Genomic DNA, 19,420 nt, shown 5'->3' with positions numbered 1-19,420 from the left:
TTCGCTGGGGCGCTGGGTGATCGATGAATCACCGGACAACCGACATTGCTATATCGGGATGTGCCGATTTTGCCTTTTCCTGAAGCGCTGAAGGGCGTGTCAATTTTTTTGTTGCGCCATTTGAAATGGGACAAGTCTTATTTAAATTGGCTTGCTAATTATTTTTTCAAGTCACGATTTGATACGGGTGAGGAATTTCAATACAATCGCGGCCCAATGAATAGAGCGGGGACGGAGGGGCTATGGAGTGGAAAGACTCGGGGAGGATTGCGCCCAGATGGCTGATGCTATTGGTTGGCGCGGTGTTTGCCATTGCAGGAACCATCGGCATTGCCTTTGCACAGGCCGCCGATGCGGTATGTGCCGAAGTCAAGATTGTCATAGAGCAAAAACTTTCGCTGGAGCGCCAGGCATTTGACGCCAGGATGGTGATCACCAATGGCCTGGCGGACCAAAAGCTGGAGAACGTCAGCATCACGCTGCAGTTCCTGGATGCGAACAACCAGACGGTGATCGCCACCACGGATCCCGCAGCCTCCGGAGCCCGCTTTTTCTACCGCACGGATGGGGTCGAGGGCATCACTTCCCTGCAGGGCGGCACGATTGCTCCCAAGGCCGTCGCCAATGTCCGATGGCTGATCATTCCCGCAGCCGGCACGGGCGGCCGCGATCCCCAGGGTGCGGTCTACTACATAGGCGCCAAGGTCACCTACACGCTGGATGGCAAGACCGACACCGTGGAGGTTGCACCAGAGTCCATCGTCGTGCGGCCCCAGCCTGAACTGGTGCTTGACTACTTCCTGCCCCGTGATGTTCCGGGTGACGATGCCTTCACACCCGAGGTCGAGCCTTCCGACCCCTTCACGCTGGGCGTGCGCATCAAGAACAGTGGTGGCGGCACCTCGTACAAGACCAAGATCGATACCGCCCAGCCCCGCATTGTCGAAAACCGGCAAGGGCTGCTTGTCAATTTCCAGATTCTGAGCGGCTATGTCAACGATGCGCCAGCAGGCAAAAGCCTGCTGCTCGACTTTGGCGACATCACGCCGGGATCGTCCCTGCATGGGCGCTGGAACATGGTGTCCAGCCTGGCCGGCAAATTTGTCGAATTCACGGCCGGATTCACCCATGCGGATTCGCTGGGCGGTGCCCTGACGTCCCTGATCAAGACCGTCAATACCCATCAATTGGTCCAGGATGTGCGTGTCGATCTTCCGGGACGCGACAAGGTCCGCGATTTTCTGGCCCTGGATGGCGATGTCTACCGCGTCTATGAATCCGATGGCGTGGATACCGAGGTCAGCGATCAAAGCCGATCCGCGCAATTCGTGCCCTCCGGTGCCACCGCCAGCCTGCAGTTCAATCCCGTGACCAATGGCATGGCCTATGCGCGCGTGCCCGATCCCTCCAGGGGCACCCGTCTTCCCCGGCAGGTGGTCCGCTCCGACGGCTACGTCGTTCCTGGCGAAAACGTCTGGCTGTCCAGACAGCGCAACGAGGACCTGAGCTGGAGCTATTACCTGAACCTGTTCGACGTGAACACCACGGGCCGCTACACCATCGGCCTGGTCGCTGGCGAGGCACAGGCCAGCATTGCCGGCGCGGCCTTCGAGGACCGCAATGCCAACGGGCTGCGCGATGCAGGCGAGCCCGCCATCCCCGTGCTCGAAATCAAGCTCACCGGCACGCGGGCAGGCACCGGGGAGTCGGTGCTGGCCACTGCCCACACCGATGCCCAGGGCCAATTCCGATTCGATGGACTGCTGCAGGGCAGCTATGCGCTGTCGGCTGCCGTCAGCGAGGGGCTGGTCGATGGCGCTGCGCTTGCGGGCACGGCGGGCGGCCAGTCCGCACCGGGACGCATATCGGGCATTGATCTGGCCACCGGTACGGCGGCTGCGGGCTATCTGTTTGCAAAGCGCTCCGCCAAGGCGACCGGTCCAGATCCCGAACCGGAAGCGGACACTGGCATCAGCGTGACGGCGGCACCGGCCACCATGGCGCGCGACGGTGGCTCCACGGTCACCATCACGGCACGCAATGCCGGGCCGACCATTGCAGCGGCCACCGTCGTCCATGTGGACCTGCCCCAGGGGCTGGAGATCGCCAGCCAGTCGGCATCGGCGGGCAGCTATTCGCAGGGCCGCTGGACCCTGGGCGACATGGCCAAGGACTCCGCCCCCACCCTGGTGCTGCAGGTGCGTCCTGCAGCAGGCTCCACGGCCAGGGAATTCCTGCTGGCCGCGCGCATCGGCGCGGCCACCCGCGACCCCGTCACCGGCAACAACGCGGCCAGTACGCTGCTCAGGCGCGAGCAGGAGGCCTCCGTGGCCGCCTCGCAGACCTTGGACCAGGGCCTGCGTGTGCTGGCCTATGCCGCATGCGGCGCCGATACGGCTTGCACGGACGGCAAGCGCCAGGCTCTGCAGGATCTGCTGGCGCAGGCCGATGGCTCGGTGCAGTTGGCGGTCACCCCAAGTGAGCTCCGCAAGGCCTTGCGTGCCGGCGACTTCAGCGCGCTCTGGCTCCATGGATCGGTGGACGACCTGGCCGCTTCCCAGATGGAGGAAGTGCGGGCCGCCGTCTACCGCGGTGCCTCGCTGGTCATCGATGGCGCACCGGGCGCGTTGCCGGACACCTTGGCCGACGTCTGGGGCGGCAGCCGCTCAGGCCAGCCATTGCCTGCGGGCGTCTCTGTGCACCTGGGCGATGCAGGCTTGGGCGATGCGGCGCTGGCGCTGCAAGGCCAGGCGTGGGCTTTGCAGAACGAGGGCGCAGGCTCGGAACTGGCCCGCTATGGCACAGGGCAGACCGCTGCGTTGGGCGTGGCCCACGGCAAGGGCCAGGTTCTGGTGATCGGCTTCGATGCCCTGGCGCAAGGCGCGGTTGCGGCTTCGTGGAAAGACTGGACCAAGACGCGCTTCACTGCCCTGGTTCCGCCTGTGTCCGAGCCCATGCTGGCGCAATCCGCCGTGCGCGTCAGAACCAGCATTGCCAACCGCAGCACGCAAGCCGTTGCGCTGGAGCAGGCCATGACCCTGGCCAGTGGCATGAAGCTGCGTTCCTCCTCGCCGCAGGCCGTGGTCGACGGTGATCGGGTCAGGTGGACCCTGGAGCCCGCCTCCCAGGCCGAGTTGCAGGTGCAGGCCTGGCTGGACCTGCCAGGCACCTCGCTGGCCACCACGGTCGAGACGCAGTTGCGCAAGGCCGGCGACAAGTCGCTGGTGGACAGCTGGTCGCAGCCGGTCACCGTCATCGCAGAACCTCAAGCCGCCGCTAACACCCGGGCAGCAGTGGCTGCGCTGGCGCAGGCCACGGCAGACCAGCGGCAGGCCGTCGAGGCATTGCTGGGCCAGGCTCGGGTCGCCATGGAGCAGCAAAAGCCGGCCCAGGCCCTCTCGGCCCTGGTGCAGGCCCAGCCCCTGTTGAGGGCGCTGCCATCCCACGGTACCCGGAATGTGGCTCTGCAATCGCTGGCGCAGTGGATAGGCCTGGTCGCCGCCCAGTGGCAGGAGGAGGCCGCGCGGGATTGGACGCTTTCCATCGTGTCCGGCGACCTGCAGTCCGCCAGGCTGGAGCAGCCGTTTGCGCTGCCGCTGCAGGTGCGCCTGCAGACGGCTGACGGCAACCCGGTGGCGGGGCAGGAAGTCGCATTCGACGCTCCCGCCAGCGGGGCCTCCGCACGCTTTGCCGGCGGCAGCCGCCAGGCGCGCGTGCTCACCGACGCACAGGGCCTGGCACGCAGCCCGGCGCTCACCGCCACGGGCACTGCGGGCAGCTTCACCGTATCCGCCGGCGTCGAGGCCTTGCCCGGCGGCGTGCGCTTCACGCTGGACAACCTGGATGGCACGGCGCCCGTGCTGCGCATTGTCAAGTTGACAGGGGATGGGCAGACGGCCACCGTGGGAGCCGCCTATGCGGCACCCGTACGTGTCAAGGTCACCGATGCGAAGGGCGCCGCCGTGGCCGGCCACGCCGTGGTCTTTGCGCTGCCGGACAGTGGAGCAAGCGCCGTGTTTGACGGTGGCACGCTCGCAGCGCAGGCCGTCACCGATGCGGCAGGCGTTGCCGCGTCGCCCGCTCTTCGCGCCAATGGACTCGTCGGGGCCTTCGAGATGCGCGTGACGGCGGCCGGTGCGGGCGAAGCCGTGCGCGTGTCCCTGCAAAACCAGGCCGCGCCTGTGGGCGGCAAGGATGTGGCCTTGCCCACACCCAGCGGCTCCGGCACGCTGAAAGCCTCGGTGGTGGGCGGCGGTGCCAGCTGCCGCTTCAACCCGGACAAGACGGCCGTACGCAAGCCCGAGGGCTGGCTGCCGCTGTTCAACGTGCTGCTCTTTCCGCACGGCGTGTTCGACTACGAACTGACTGGCTGCGACGTCGGCAGTACCGTCACGGTCACCACCGAATGGCCCAACCTGTTCGGCATCAGCAGCTACCTGAAGTACGGGCCTGTGCCCCATTCGCGGGGCCGCAGCATCTGGTACGCGCCCAGGAACCTGTCGATCAACGGCAATCGCATCAGCTACACCATCACCGATGGCCAGCTGGGCGACGATGACCTGCAGGCCAATGGCGTCATCAAGGACCCGGGCGGCCCCGTCATACAGTCCGGGCCGTTGCCTGAGGATCAGTTGACGGCGGTTCCTGGCCTGGAGGCGGCGGGCCTTGCCCTGTTGTCCGCCCTCATGGCCTTGGGCGCCTGCCTGCAGCACAGGCGCCGACGCGCCGCACGTGCAGGCGCGGGGATGGATGCATGAGGCTGCGTCGTTTTTGTGGCGCTGGCCTGGCGCATGCAGTGGCGGTGTGCGCAGCCGTCCTGGTGGCTGCACCATTGCGGGCGCAGACCGATGCCGAGCCGCAGTCCTGTCGGGCAGACGCGCATGCCGTACGGGACGCAAGGGCCGCCGAGTCCCCTGTGACGTGGCCCCGTCAGGTGCCGCCTCTGGCGTTGACCCCTTCCTGCTGGATGAGTCCGGCCGAGTGGCGGCAGCGCCTTGTTTCCCCTGGCGCACAGGCGGCCATGCTCGTTGACGTTCGGCCGGCGCAGCACAGGCGCGCTACCCCCATCGCGCAGGCCCTGCAGATGGATTTGCCGCAGCTGCAAGGCAAGCGCTTTCTGATGCAGGAGGAAGTCATCCTGCTGGGCACCGGGCTGGACCATGCGGACCTTGACGCGGCATGCCGGCAATTGCGCAGCCAGGGCTTTGGCCGTGTGAAGGCTTTGCTGGGCGGCGCGGCGGTGGCCCTGCATCCCACGGCATCGGCCAGGCTGCAGGACCTGTCCGCCAGCGACTGGATCGCCAGTCTGGGGCAGGGCCTGGCGTGGACGGTGCTGTCCCTCAGCAAGGCCCTGGATGCAGCGCCGGCTGTGCAGTCACCCGTTGACGAACAACAAACGCACCGGCTGGACGCCACACACGATCTGGCCATCCAACTGAACGCCATAGCCAGCCGCAAGGCACGCGGCGACCAGCCAGGAGTCTCCGCGTCCCGGGCCTTGGTGTTCATAGCCGACGCTTCGACGGAGCCTGAGTTGCGTGCCCGATTGGCCGCGCAACGGGCCTCTTTGGGTGAGCGGCCTGACGCAGTGCCCGTGTACTGGCTGCTGGGCGGCTGGCAGGCCTATCAGGCCCAGGTGGCGAGCATGCAGGCCATCGGGACAACAGCGGGCCACCGACTTCAGGCGGCATGCGGGCGGTTTTGAGCGAGCACAACGATTGAACGAGTCAAGTATTGGGGGAGAAGTGGTGATGCAGTACAGCGTGCGAACGGATGGGTCTGTGGGTGTGTGTAGAAGAGCGAATCCTCTGCGTTGGCAGGTCCTGGCCGTGACCGCGCTGGCCCGCATGGCAGACATGGTGAAGGCATGGCAGATTGCCTGTCTTGCGCTGGCATGGCTGCTGGTCTCTCCCTCCTGGGCCCAGACCACGCTGAGCGGCACCATCTCCAGCCAAACGGTGTTGCGTGCCAGCCAGTCGCCTTACCTGATGCAGGGCGACGTGGTGCTCGATGGCGATGCCACGCTCACCATCGAGCCGGGTGTGACCCTGCGCATGGCTGCAGGCGCCAGTTTCCTGCTCAGGAAGGGCGCGCTGCAAGCCGTGGGCACGCCGGACAAGCCCATCCTCATCACCTCGGCGGCCGCAACTCCGGCCCCCGGGGACTGGCGGCAATGGCGCATGGCGGCAGGCACGCGCAGCGCCCAGACGCTGCTGGACCACGTCACCATCGAATACGGCAGCGGCGTGGTCATCGAGAGCGCCTCCCCCTCCATCAACAACACGGCCTTCAATCACCACAGCGGCCCGGCCATCGGCGTTGATCTTGCGTCCTCGCCAGCCGGCAAGGGCAATTCGGCAAAGGGCAACTCGCTGAACGCCATTGCAGTTCCTTCGGGCACCATTCGCTCCCAAGTCATCTGGGGCATGGTCGGTATTCCCTATCTGGTGCAACAGGGCCTTATTCAGATAGGCCAGGCGCCCTTGTCTATCGAGCCTGCCAGGCTCCGGCTCAGTCCCGGTGTGGTCGCCATGCTGAGGGTCTCGCTCAACGCACCTGCACCTGCACAAGGCTTGGTCGTTGACATCACCAGCAGCGTGCCCTCGGTGGCTTCGGCCGTGTCGCGGGTCACCGTGGCTCCGGGGCAGACCAGTGCGGACCTGGAGGTGCAGGCCAGCACCCTGGGCGCCACCCGCATCACCGCAAGCCACGCCACACTGGGCTTTGCCGAAACGCAGATCGAAGTCGTCAATCTGCCCTCGCTGAGCCTTGTCCCTGGCAGTCCTACCGTCGGTGTCAACCGGCCCTATGCCATGACCGTGTCGTTGCCCGCGCCGGCACCCGTCGGTGGTGTAAGCGTGCAGTTGGGCAACTCCGACGCCAACGTGCTCTCTGTTCCATCGTCCGTGTTGATTCCGGCCGGTCTACAAGGCGCCAGCTTCGAAGTGACGGGCCTTGCCGAGGGCAGCAGCCGGCTGACGGCCCAGGCCGAAGGCCATGCCAGTGCCCTGGCAACAGTCTCCGTGCGTGGCAAGGCATTGGTCCTGCCCGCCAGCGTCATCGTCGCGCCCGGTGCACAGGCCAGCGTGACACTGGAGACCACTGAGCCTGCTCCCTCGGCAGGGCTGGCCGTGAGCCTTGCACCGGAGCAGGCAGGACTGGCACAGGTCCCGGCGTCCGTGCAGATTCCCTCGGGCCAGAGCAAGGCGGCCTTCACGGTGGCAGGCCAGACCCTGGGTACGACCCGGATCACGGCCACTGCCACCGGCTACCAGCCGGCGCAGGCCGTGCTGCGCGTGGATGCCATCAGCCTCGACACGGACCCGGCCGCTGATCTGGTCATGAATGAGGAACTCAGTCGGGCCCTGCGTGTGCAGTTGAGCAAGGCGGCTCCGCAAGGTGGTGTCACGGTGTCGGTGGCCAGCCGTGACCCGGCGATTGCCGGTGTGACCCCCGCCGAGGTGTTCATTCCCCAGGGTCAGATCTATGCGACCGCCCCGATCACGGTCAAAGCGCTGGCTGAGGGGCAGACGGTGCTGGATATCGCGTCGCCGGGGTTGATTGCCAAGGCGGTGAAGGTGGATGTGCGGGCGAAATTTGCGCTGAGGCTCACACGCTACGGAGGCAGCAAGCTGATCGTGGGCAAGGGGCTGTACAGCTACAGCAGCGAGCTGTATGTGGAGCGCCTGATCAACGGTGTGGTCAGCAATGGTGCGGATGCGGTGACGGTGAACCTGCGCTGCGTGGCGGCGGAGATCTGCGAGACGCCGGCGACGGTGACGATTCCTGCAGGGCAGAGCCGGGCCTACATCAACGTGGGTGGCCTGGAGCTGGGTTCCACGCAGATCGAGGCGACAGCGGAAGGGGCTACAGCGGCCATGCCTGTGCCGGTGGAGGTCATCGTGCCGCAAGTGCGAATAGAAAGCCTGGACGGGCAGCGTTCGACATCCAGCCTGCGGGACAGCTTCTATGTGGTGCTGAGCGTGCCTGGCGCGTACTGGTCTGACAACCAGTATGCGATCAAGGCGATGACGGTGCAGGTGAGCCTGGTGGACCAGAGTCCTGCAGGCGTGGTTGGAGGCATCTACACCGCTGCCGATGGAGGAGCTCTGGTTTCGCAGCTTGCGATTGGCAAGGACCGCAGGGACACGGGGTGGGGCTACATCGAGCGGCCCGGTGCAGCGGGAACCTACCGGGTTCTGGCGCAGGTGCAAGGACTGGCCGAGGGCAAGTCGGAGGTGCAGACCGTGGTAGCTGCAAACCAGGCGCTGAGGCTCACACGCTACGGAGGCAGCAAGCTGATCGTGGGCAAGGGGCTGTACAGCTACAGCAGCGAGCTGTATGTGGAGCGCCTGATCAACGGTGTGGTCAGCAATGGTGCGGATGCGGTGACGGTGAACCTGCGCTGCGTGGCGGCGGAGATCTGCGAGACGCCGGCGACGGTGACGATTCCTGCAGGGCAGAGCCGGGCCTACATCAACGTGGGTGGCCTGGAGCTGGGTTCCACGCAGATCGAGGCGACAGCGGAAGGGGCTACAGCGGCCGTGCCTGTGCCGGTGGAGGTCACCGTGCCGCAAGTGCGAATAGAAAGCCTGGACGGGCAGCGTTCGACATCCAGCCTGCGGGACAGCTTCTATGTGGTGCTGAGCGTGCCTGGCGCGTACTGGTCTGACAACCAGTATGCGATCAAGGCGATGACGGTGCAGGTGAGCCTGGTGGACCAGAGTCCTGCAGGCGTGGTTGGAGGCATCTACACCGCTGCCGATGGAGGAGCTCTGGTTTCGCAGCTTGCGATTGGCAAGGACCGCAGGGACACGGGGTGGGGCTACATCGAGCGGCCCGGTGCAGCGGGAACCTACCGGGTTCTGGCGCAGGTGCAAGGACTGGCCGAGGGCAAGTCGGAGGTGCAGACCGTGGTAGCTGCAAACCAGGCGCTGAGGCTCACACGCTACGGAGGCAGCAAGCTGATCGTGGGCAAGGGGCTGTACAGCTACAGCAGCGAGTTGTATGTGGAGCGCTTGATCAACGGTGTGGTCAGCAATGGTGCGGATGCGGTGACGGTGAACCTGCGCTGCGTGGCGGCGGAGATCTGCGAGACGCCGGCGACGGTGACGATTCCTGCAGGGCAGAGCCGGGCCTACATCAACGTGGGTGGCCTGGAGCTGGGTTCCACGCAGATCGAGGCGACAGCGGAAGGGGCTACAGCGGCCATGCCTGTGCCGGTGGAGGTCATCGTGCCGCAAGTGCGAATAGAAAGCCTGGACGGGCAGCGTTCGACATCCAGCCTGCGGGACAGCTTCTATGTGGTGCTGAGCGTGCCTGGCGCGTACTGGTCTGACAACCAGTATGCGATCAAGGCGATGACGGTGCAGGTGAGCCTGGTGGACCAGAGTCCTGCAGGCGTGGTTGGAGGCATCTACACCGCTGCCGATGGAGGAGCTCTGGTTTCGCAGCTTGCGATTGGCAAGGACCGCAGGGACACGGGGTGGGGCTACATCGAGCGGCCCGGTGCAGCGGGAACCTACCGGGTTCTGGCGCAGGTGCAAGGACTGGCCGAGGGCAAGTCGGAGGTGCAGACCGTGGTAGCTGCAAACCAGGCGCTGAGGCTCACACGCTACGGAGGCAGCAAGCTGATCGTGGGCAAGGGGCTGTACAGCTACAGCAGCGAGTTGTATGTGGAGCGCTTGATCAACGGTGTGGTCAGCAACGGAGCGGATGCGGTGACGGTGAACCTGCGCTGCGTGGCGGCGGAGATCTGCGAGACACCGGTTACGGTGACGATTCCTGCAGGGCAGAGCCGGGCCTACATCAGCGTGAACGGTATGGAGACAGGTTCCACGCAGATCGAAGCCTCTGCTGCAGGAATGGACGCCGTCTATATCAACGCGGAAACGGTGGCAGCGACGTTGCGCCTCCAGTCTGTTCCCTCCTCGTTGAAAACTGGGCAGAAAGCGACCTCCATCCATGTCTCTGCTGAAGTGCCAGGGGCTTACTGGGCTACCAACCAGTACCCGTCGGTCCCCGTGACCATCACCTTCACCAGCTCCGTCCCCTCCGTAGGCACGATCACCGACAGCGTGACCTGGAATGCCAACTCGGGCAACTCGGCCTACGCCACGTTCACGGCGGTAGCTCCCGGCACCACCCAGATCACGGCCAGCTCGCCCGGCTTCACGCCGGCCACCAGTGCACCGATCACGGTGAATCCATAAGAAGGAGGCGACCATGCAACGCTCCCCGTTTTTCCAACACGCCCGTTCCTTTCTGTGTGCGGCCGGCTGGAGCAAGCCGCTGGCTGTGCTGCGGCATCGTTCCGTTGCGGCCCTGGCCATAGCCCTGGGCATGACCACAGCCATCGCCGCCGACACGGCCCAACTGACCATTGCCGATGGCGTGATCGTCAAATTCGGCCAGGGCGCCGGCATCAGCGTGCGTGGTGGCCTGCACACAGGATCTTCCGTGGTGCTGACCAGCAGCCACGACGACTCGCAACTGGGCCCGGTGCAGCCGCAGGGGCCGCAAACCCGGGCGCCGCAGGCCGGCGACTGGCTGGGGGTACTGGTGGCGCCTGAAGCCCTTCCCGCCCACCTGAAGCTGGATGGCCTATCCATCCACCATGCCGGTAGCACCGACGGCTTGCCAAGCCATATGGCAGGCGGTGCGGGTCTGGTGCTCGCAGGGGGTGGCTACAGCTTTGACCGGCTGCAACTCACTGGCAACGCCGTCGGCATTCGCGTCGTGGGCAGCGGCAGCCCCCGCATCACACGCTCGCGCATCACAGGCAACGGCGTGGGTTTGCTGGCAGAGCAGAGCGCCACGCCGGCCATCGGCGAATCGGATATCTCCGCCAATGCCCAGTTCGGTATCCGCAACACCAGCCCAGCCAGCATTGTCCAGGCCCAAGGTAACTGGTGGGGTCATGCCAGCGGCCCGCGCGATGCGGTGGCCAACCCTGCAGGCCAGGGCAATGCCGTCAGCACGGGCGTGGACTATGGTTCCTACCTGACGGCCGAGCCCGTACTGGCCTGCGCCATCGTGCCCACGCAAGGCTATGCCGCGCGCGTGCGTGTCGTGGAGCTGCGCCTTGATTGCCCGCAGGCTGCTCAGTACCGCCTGCAGGAAAGCGATCCGTTCGACGGCGTCGCATGGCAGAACATGGTGGGCCACCCCACGCTGGCCAGCTACACGCTGTCCATGGGCGCGGGCGACAAGATGATCCATGTGCAGTTCCGTACGGCACAGGGCGGTATCAACCAGTTCTCGCTGGCGCAACCCATTGCCTACGCACCGGAAGGTCCTTTGGTGCAGTTCGCCCAGCCGGCCGCTGGTGCCGTGCTGGAGCAGGACACGGCCATCGCCATCAATGTGACCGACCCTGAAGGCGTGCAGCAGGTGGAGATCCTGGTCGATGGCCAGCGCCTTGCCTTGCTGACCCAGCCCCCCTTCCAGACCACCTGGGCATTGGCTGCCGTGCGCAACGGCAACTACACGCTGCAGGCCAGGGCCACTAACGGCATCGGCCTGAGCAATACCGCAACGCGACCGGTTCAGGTACAGAAAAAGGCCGGGCAAGGTCCTGCCCTCACCGCCACCTTTGCAGGCACCGCGCTTGTGCCCAATGCCGCCATTTCCGCCGCAGGCGAATTGGCCGTGTCCGCGCAAAGCCCCATCGGCATCGCCAGCGTCAAGGCCACCATCAACGGCCTGCAGATCTTCGAGCGCAGCGGCGGCAGTACCAGCCCGTTCAGCCACAGCCAGTTCATCGACTTTGCGCAACTGCCCAATGGCGTGCACCGGTTCGGCATCACCGCCACCGATGTGGATGGGGTCTCGGCCGTGCTGGACATCCCGTTCACGCTCAGCCTCAGCGCGCCGCCGGCCCCTGTCATTGCGCAGCCCATCAACAACGCACAGGTGTCCACTCCGCAACTGATGGTCTCCGGCACAGCCATGGCGGGCTCGCAGGTGCAGCTTTATCTGGGCGGCCAGGCCGTGGGCAGCCCGATGGCCGTGCCAGCCAATGGCAGCTTCTCCGGCAGCCTGACCTTGCCGGCCGAAGGCACGCACCGCATCGAGGCCACGGCCAGCAATGCGCGTGGCACCAGTCCCAGGAGCGCGGTGGTTGCCGTGACCTATACCATCACGGCTCCGACGGTGAACTTCACCGTGCCGGGCCAGGATGTCTCTGTTGTCGGCAGCACGGCCGTAGGTGTCGCCGCCTCGGCACCGGACGGCATTGCCAAGGTCGACTTCTTCGCCAACGGCAGCCTGATCGGCTCGGCCACGCAGGCTCCGTACAGCGTGCAGTGGGACACGTCGGGCGTGGCCAACGGTGCCCTTACGCTCAGGGCCGTGGCCTCCAGCAAGGCGGGCAAGACCGGCGAGGCCACGCGCTCCGTCACCGTGAACAACAAGCCGCCCGAGCCCGAGCAGCCCAAGACGCCCTATACGGGCACGGTCAGCTCCGTCAGCCCGGCGGTCTCGTATGGCGCGCAACGCGTCGTCATTGCCGGCGCCGCCGTGTCACGCGCCAGCGGACAGCCCATGCCCAACGCAGCATTGCGCATGGTGCTGGACATCTCGGGCTTCAAGCGGCGCATAGGCATCGCCACCGACGACAGCGGCCAGTACCGCTACGAATTCGTGCCCACGGCCAATGACAACGGCACCTACATCGTCTCCGTCATCCACCCGGAAGAAACCGCCACCACAGAGCAGGGGCGCTTCACCATCAACCGCCTGAGCTTCGACCTGGCCAGCTACCAGCTCACCGCGCCGCGCGGCTTTGCCGCCAGCATCACGGTCAATGCGCGTGCCAGCGCGGGCACGGGCGCCACCGGCGTGCGCTGGGCCGTGGTTCCGGCCCAGCAGCCCAGCGGCAGCCTGCCGCCGGGCATCAGCGTGGAGCCGGGTGCCCCGGTCAACGTGGCTGCAGGCGCCTCGGTGCCCATGGTCATCCGCTTCACGGGCAGTGCATCGGCCGGGGAGACGGGCACCGTCGTGCTCACGGCCTACGCCAGCGAGACGGGCGACACGCCCCGCGGAAGCTTCACCATCCACTACCGGCTGGTGCAGGCCCTGCCCGAACTGTTTGCCAACCCCACCTACATAGAAACAGGCGTGCAGCAGGAAAAGACGGTCACCGAGGGCATCACCATCGGCAACCGTGGCCTGGTGGCGGCCCAGGACGTGAAGGTCCAACTGGTGGACAAGGACGGCAAGGCCGCGCCTTCCTGGATCTTCCTGTCCAGCGCCAGCCACATCGGCGCCGTGGACGTGGGCGCACAGGTGCCCATCCAGGTCACTGCAAGCCCGGGCAAGGACGTGGCCGACGGCATCTACAACTACCGACTGCAGATCACGGCCAGCAACCAGGGCACGGGCACCATTCCCGTCTCGGTGGCCGTCACGCAAAGCGGGCAGGGCGGGCTGAGCTTCCATGCCACCGACCTGTTCACGGAAACGCTGGACGCGGGCGGCAAGCCCATACCGGGCGTGGCCAACGTGCGCATCCGCCTGCAAAACGATGCCGTGCTCACCTATCTGCGCACCCTCACCACGGACGCGCAGGGCAAGGCCGTGCTCACCGACCTGCCGCCCGGCACCTACACCTACCGGGCCAGCGGCCCGCGCCATGCCGACAGGTCGGGCCGCATCTTCGTGCGCCCGGGCGTCACCACCTCGGAGCGCGTGCACCTGCAGTACCAGACCATCAGCATCGACTTCAGCGTGACGGAAACCACCATCAAGGACGAGTACCAGATCACCCTGGAAGCCACCTTCCAGACCCAGGTGCCGGCCCCCGTGGTGCTGCTGGAGCCCCTGTCCATCAGCCTGCCCGAACTGCAGGTGGGCGAGGAATTCACGGGCGAACTCACGCTGACCAACTACGGCCTGATCCAGGCCGACAAGGTCGTCTTCACACCGCCGCAGTCCGACGAGTACTACCGCTACGAATTCCTGGCCGACATCCCCAAGACCCTGGCCGCCAAGCAGCGCGTGGTCATTCCCTACCGCATCACGGCCGTCAAGCTGCACCCACGAAGCATGGGCTTCAGGCAGGCGCGCTCGGCGGAGATGGGGGCGGTGCAGAGCATCGTGGTGAATGCGCGCAATGCGGGCAGTTGCGCTGCCTACGCCATGTGGGCCACGGTTGAGTTGGCGTGGATCTGCGCGAATGGCGAAGAGGAATCGCGTTCTCTCTCGGCCACTTTCAACCGGCTAGTTGGTAGCGCGTGCGTAAGTACAGGCATTGGAGGGATTGGCGGGACCGGAGGCCATGGTGTGGGCGGTGGCTCTGGTGGCTGGGGCAGCAGTGGCGGGACCGGTGGTGGCGGAACACCCATCGGGTTGACGCAGGGCTGCACGCCTTGGTGCCTTGGCGGTGGTTGCAGCGCTGAAGGTAGTAGTCCTGGAGGGGCCGGGGGTGGAGGAACTGGTGGAACAGGATTTGGAGGTAGCCCTCCTCTAAAAGGTAGTTCTCCTTGGGGTGGGGGGGCGGGAGGAGAGGGGCCTGGCGGTAAACCCGGCGCACCAGGGGACGGTGGGCAAGGGCCAGACGGTACCCCAGGATGCGGTGAGTAAAGCGGCCGCCCTGTTTGCCATATTTGCAGGGGCGCAGTCATCACAACGCTGTGCAGAGGATTGGAGAGGGGGACCCGTCAGCGGTCCACAGGGAAGCTTAAAAATGACTCAGGCACTTAAACATCTGATTGAAACGGCCCAATATCCAGACAAGTGCGCCGCAGCACGGCGGGCCTTGTCCTGGACTTCCAGGCGCATCCTTGCCTGGGCGTTTGCCCTGCTGGGCCTGGCAGTCCTGCAGGCACATGCAAGCGAGTATCCGTACATCAAGTGGCCCAACGGTGAATATCGGGAGGTCAACACCGATCTGCAGGTCAAGGTACTGGGCGGTAGCATCGACATCGCCCGCACCTGGACACTCGGGCGTTGGTGGCTCAACCCCGCATGGGCTCCGCTGGACTTCGAGCTTGATCCATTGGGCAGGGATGCCAAGACCATCCAGCGCGCAGGCACGCTATATGAAAGAAGCGGCCAGTCGGGCCTATTCATCGCCAAGGACAGGGTGAATGCGCCCACTTTCATCCGGCAGGTGAATCGCCCTGGCCAGGATGGCTGGCAGTGGTATGACCGCCGCGGCAACACCATCGACTATGACGCGCAGGGGCGCATTCAGGGTTATACGGACTTCAATGGCATTCAGGTCCGGTTCAGTTACGACAGCGCTTCCAGCATCCGCATTCTTGACCACCATGGGCAGTTGGCTTTGCGGCTCAACCTGGCCGACGGCATTGTCACTAGCATCGAGGACCGATCAGGCAATATCGTGCGCTACACCTGGGCGGGATCTGGGATCACCAGGCGACTGACTGAAGTATTGGATACCAGGGGCAACCGATGGACGTACACCTATGACGGCAACGGCCAACTCACCAGCCGCACGGACCCGCTGGGGGGCAAGATCACGGCCCAGTACAGCGCCAGTGCGCCGGCGCCCGCCGCCCAGTTCACGCTAGGCAACCTGGGCATCACCCTTGATCCCACGGGAACCAGTGGCACCACCCGGAAACTGCAGACCAACTGGGGAGGCGGGCGTGTCGGCAGCTTCAGTGACCGCCAGGGCACCACAACGGGCTCGGTGCAATACCTCAGGGAATCACGAAAATTCATTGCCACGCTGACCGATCCTCGTGGCAATCGCTTGGTGGTCCACTATGACAAGGACGGCCTGGAGTCGGGTCGCACCCTCAATGACAAAACCATTCGGCAAAGAAGCTGGGATGGCAACTACACAGACAGGCTGGTGGACGAGCGCGGCAACACCCGCACCACCTATTGGGACTACAACCGGCGCCCGCTGAGGATTCGCCATGCTGATGGCAGCGAGGAAAGCTACACCTACGATCCCGTGCATGGCGAAACCACCAGCCATACCAATGAACTGGGAATCGTCACCGCCTGGCGGCATGACAGCAAGGGGCGGGCGGTACAGCGCATCGAAGCCCAGGGAACTTCGTTGGAGCGCATCACGGCATGGGAGTACGACGAGCTGGGGCAAATCGTCCGGCAGACCCTGGGCACAGGCGCCCAGGCCAGCGTCACCACCTATGCCTATGACGGCAACGGCAATCGCAAAACGGCCACGGACGCGGAAGGCGGCGTATGGAGCTACACGCATACCGTCACCGGGCAGATTGCGAGCATCACCAATCCGCTGGGCCACACCACACGCCATGAATACGACAGCCATGGCAATCGCATCAAGACCATCTATCCCTCGGGCCTGACATCCTCGGCGCGCTTCGATGCGCTAGGCAACGAAACCCAGAGCATGGATGGCGAGGGCCATGCCACCGTCGCTACCTATGACAGCCAAAGCCGCCTGGTCACGGCCACCAACGCGCTGGGCTACGTCTACCGCTATGAGTACAACGCCTATGGCGACATCGTTTCGCAGACCACGCCCACGGGTAACCGCCATGAACTGGGCTATGACATGCTGGGCCGTGTCGCCAGCTACAAGAACCCTGCAGGCGACAGCTCCCAGTACGAATACGGAGCGCTGGGTACCCCCCAGGCCAACCTGCTGCAAGCCATCAACTACCCAGGCGGCCTTGCTGAGTTGGGCCAGTATGACCAGCGGGGGCGGCGCACCTCCACCATCCGCAAGTCACGCGATGGTGAAAGCCTGACCCTGCACTACAGCCTTGACAGCGCAGGACAGACCGCCGCCATCACCAGCCCGGGCGGCAAGACCACCATTTACGAGTACGACGCACTGGGCCGCGTCTCCAAATCCATCGACGCGAGCGGCCATGCCACCCAGATGGCCTACAACCTGCTGCACCAGATCACCCGCGTCACTGATGCCAACGGCAACGTGCATACCCGGCAATATGACCGGCTGGGCCGCCTGACCGAGGAAATGCGCCCGGAAGGTGGCAAGACCACCTATGCATACGATGCCGCGGGCTTTCTGGTCAAGAAAACCAACGCGGCAGGGGATGTCAGCAGCTACACCTACAACAGCGATGGACTGCTGACCCTGCTCACCCGCACCAGCCCACAGGCCGGGAAACCGGGCTGGAGCAGCAGCATCACCTACCGCTATGACAAGGCTGGCCGCCTTGCCGGCTACGAACAAAAGGATGGCAGTGGCAAGCTCATCAGCCAGGCCGACTACAGCCGTGACGCCCTGGGCCGCATCAGCCAGGAGCAATTGATCTACGGCGACGGCGCCAACCGCATCACCGCCACCCTGGCCCAGGGTTGGGATGCCGATGGCCGCAAAACCAGCCAGGGTTACCCTGACAGCAGCGCCGCTGCCTTCAGCTATGCCAAGGGCCACCTGAAAGAGGCCACCCAGCCCGGCAGCACCGACAAGATCACATGGGCTGACTACCAGTGGATGCTGCCCACCAAGGTCCAGTACCCTGGCGCCAGCAGAAGCATCGCCTACGACGGCTTCTACAGAATCCAGGGCATCCAGGTCCAGGGAGCTTCCAACGCCAACCTCCTGACGCTGGGCTATCAATACGACGTCGAGAGCAGCATCACACGCAAGACGCTGCAATTGGGCAGCGATGTCAACGGCAGCGTTGACTACGCGTATGACGCACTGGACCGCCTGACCCAGGTTCGCCCCAGCACCAGCCTGACCGAACTGGGCCTGCCCCAGGAACAATACGGCTACGACGCCGTGCACAACCGCACCAGCAGCCTGCACCAGCCCGGCGAATGGCAATACGCCAGCGGCAACCGGCTGGTCCAGCGGGGCCTTGGCGCGGACCAGGTGCGCTATGACTACAGCGCCACTGGCCATATCCAGAGCGCCACACGCAATGGCAGCATCACCACCAACCTCTATGACGCGGCAGAGCGCCGGGTGGCTGTGGAGCAGGATGGGCAGGTCACGGCACGCTACCAGTACGACCCGTTTGGGCGGCGTATCAGCAAGACGCTGGGGACGGGGCAGGGCGCGCAGACGACCTGGTTTATTTACAGCGGCGAAGGACTGCTGGCAGAAGTAGAGGCGCTAGGAAAAACGATTAAATCCTATGGCTGGCAGCCTGATGCGGACTGGGGTACGGAACCCCTATGGCAGGCGGATCACATCAACGGTCAGACGGGTACCAGTACCAGGATTTATCATTATCTGCACAGTGACCATTTAAGTACCCCGCAGGTGGCCAGCGACGCGGCAGGCCGCTCTTCGTGGCAGGCCTTGAACGAGAGCTTTGGGCAAACACTGGAGCGTAGCGGTAACCGCACGCGGATGAATTTGCGGTTTGCGGGTCAGTATTTTGATGAAGAGACGGGAACGCATTACAACTATCAACGCGACTACAGTCCGGGGGTGGGTAGATATTTGCAAACAGACCCAATCGGAATAGACGGTGGAGTCAATGTCTTTGTCTATGCAGAGGAGAATCCTGTAAAACTGAATGACCCGACTGGGCAGCAAGCAGTTTTGCCTGGGCCTGGAGGTATACCTATTCCAATTCCGGGTCCTACACCTGGAGGGCCTCGACCTACGCCAATTGATCCAACAGATCCGCGTGGACCTACTTATGGCCCAAATCCTATAAATTTTCCTATAGTGTTTCCTCCATTGGTTGGGCCTATGCTTGGGGGTATTATGGATTTGTGCATGGAAAGTCGTGGACGCGGAGAGCGTGGTGCAACTGGGGGTTCTTCTGGTCAGAATTCAAAAAATCCTTATAAGCACTGTCGAGATCATCCAAGCGACCCTAATAAAATTGAATGCAAGGATCACCAAACTGGAAAATGGATACCAAAACCAAAACCTCCCAATTGGGGTGAGATTAAAGGTAATTGATGATTAATGAATTGTTTGCCATTGCATCTAAAGCATATGATAAGAGGCACTACAAAAAGGCGTTGAAATTATTTCTTGAATCCGCAATCTCCGGAGATGTGGATTCTATGGTTATGCTGGGGGTGATGTACGGATCTGGGAAAGGGATTGAAATTGATTTCAAGAAATCAATTGAATGGGATGAAAAGGCGGTTGCGGCAGGAAGTATTTCTGCTCTTTTAAATCTTGGGATCACTTATCGCACAATTGGAGATTTGGTGAAGGCAAAGCATTGGTTTGAGAAGTCTCTTAATGCTGGAGACGTTGAAGCGGCACTTCATTTGGCAAAAATGTATATGATAAGTGAGTTGGAAGTTGATAGGGCAAAAAAATATCTTGAGATTGTTATTAATAGCAAAGATGCCCTTGAGATAACGAAGGCTGAAGCTGTTGAGTTGCGTAAATGCCTATGCAAATAAAAAATTCTCCCGCAACTCCAGTTGACCTCTAAATCAGTGGTGTCGGGTGGCTCCTTCTTTTTGCGGGTTGACCTGCCCGATTTCTTCGGGCCAATGATTTATA

At 63.9% G+C, this 19,420-nt stretch carries 6 protein-coding genes; all 6 read left to right on the top strand.

Annotated features, from left to right (window positions below; translation table 11 throughout):
- The first annotated feature begins 284 nt into the window (after positions 1 to 284).
- The 6 genes from DACI_RS27895 (at position 285) to DACI_RS31700 (ending at position 19,317) form a co-directional block, all read left to right on the top strand.
- Complete coding sequence (locus DACI_RS27895; protein WP_043782820.1) at positions 285 to 4,757, top strand: IPTL-CTERM sorting domain-containing protein; 4,473 nt, start codon at positions 285 to 287, stop codon at positions 4,755 to 4,757.
- Positions 4,758 to 5,020: 263 nt separating this feature from the next.
- Positions 5,021 to 5,704, top strand: coding sequence for a hypothetical protein (locus DACI_RS27890; RefSeq protein ID WP_157059708.1), 684 nt, complete (start codon positions 5,021 to 5,023; stop codon positions 5,702 to 5,704).
- A 124-nt stretch (positions 5,705 to 5,828) separates the two neighbouring features.
- Positions 5,829 to 10,211 carry a carboxypeptidase-like regulatory domain-containing protein gene (locus DACI_RS27885; protein WP_043782815.1) on the top strand — a complete coding sequence of 1,461 codons (4,383 nt, stop codon included), beginning with the start codon at positions 5,829 to 5,831 and terminating at the stop codon, positions 10,209 to 10,211.
- A 13-nt stretch (positions 10,212 to 10,224) separates the two neighbouring features.
- Positions 10,225 to 14,583 (top strand): Ig-like domain-containing protein, encoded by a 4,359-nt coding sequence (locus DACI_RS27880; RefSeq protein WP_012207309.1) that lies wholly within the window; start codon positions 10,225 to 10,227, stop codon positions 14,581 to 14,583.
- Positions 14,584 to 14,686: 103 nt separating this feature from the next.
- Positions 14,687 to 18,859 (top strand): RHS repeat-associated core domain-containing protein, encoded by a 4,173-nt coding sequence (locus DACI_RS27875; protein WP_012207308.1) that lies wholly within the window; start codon positions 14,687 to 14,689, stop codon positions 18,857 to 18,859.
- On the top strand, positions 18,859 to 19,317 hold the full coding sequence (locus tag DACI_RS31700) for a tetratricopeptide repeat protein (protein WP_152630160.1): 459 nt from the start codon (positions 18,859 to 18,861) through the stop codon (positions 19,315 to 19,317). Before DACI_RS27875 ends, DACI_RS31700 begins: the two co-directional genes overlap by 1 nt.
- Positions 19,318 to 19,420 lie beyond the last annotated feature (103 nt).

The organism is Delftia acidovorans SPH-1 (assembly GCF_000018665.1).
In the GTDB taxonomy this organism is placed as follows: Bacteria; Pseudomonadota; Gammaproteobacteria; order Burkholderiales; family Burkholderiaceae_C; genus Comamonas; species Comamonas acidovorans.
The sequence above is the reverse complement of the archived record's forward strand: the minus strand, read 5'-3'. Positions and strand labels throughout refer to the sequence as shown.

Excerpts from the sequence above, each read along its gene's own strand:
- DACI_RS27875 (WP_012207308.1), top strand. The coding sequence starts at position 14,687 with ATGACTCAGGCACTTAAACATCTGATTGAAACGGCCCAATATCCAGAC.
- DACI_RS27890 (WP_157059708.1), top strand. The coding sequence starts at position 5,021 with ATGCTCGTTGACGTTCGGCCGGCGCAGCACAGGCGCGCTACCCCCATC.
- DACI_RS31700 (WP_152630160.1), top strand. The coding sequence starts at position 18,859 with ATGATTAATGAATTGTTTGCCATTGCATCTAAAGCATATGATAAGAGG.
- DACI_RS27880 (WP_012207309.1), top strand. The coding sequence starts at position 10,225 with ATGCAACGCTCCCCGTTTTTCCAACACGCCCGTTCCTTTCTGTGTGCG.
- DACI_RS27895 (WP_043782820.1), top strand. The coding sequence starts at position 285 with ATGCTATTGGTTGGCGCGGTGTTTGCCATTGCAGGAACCATCGGCATT.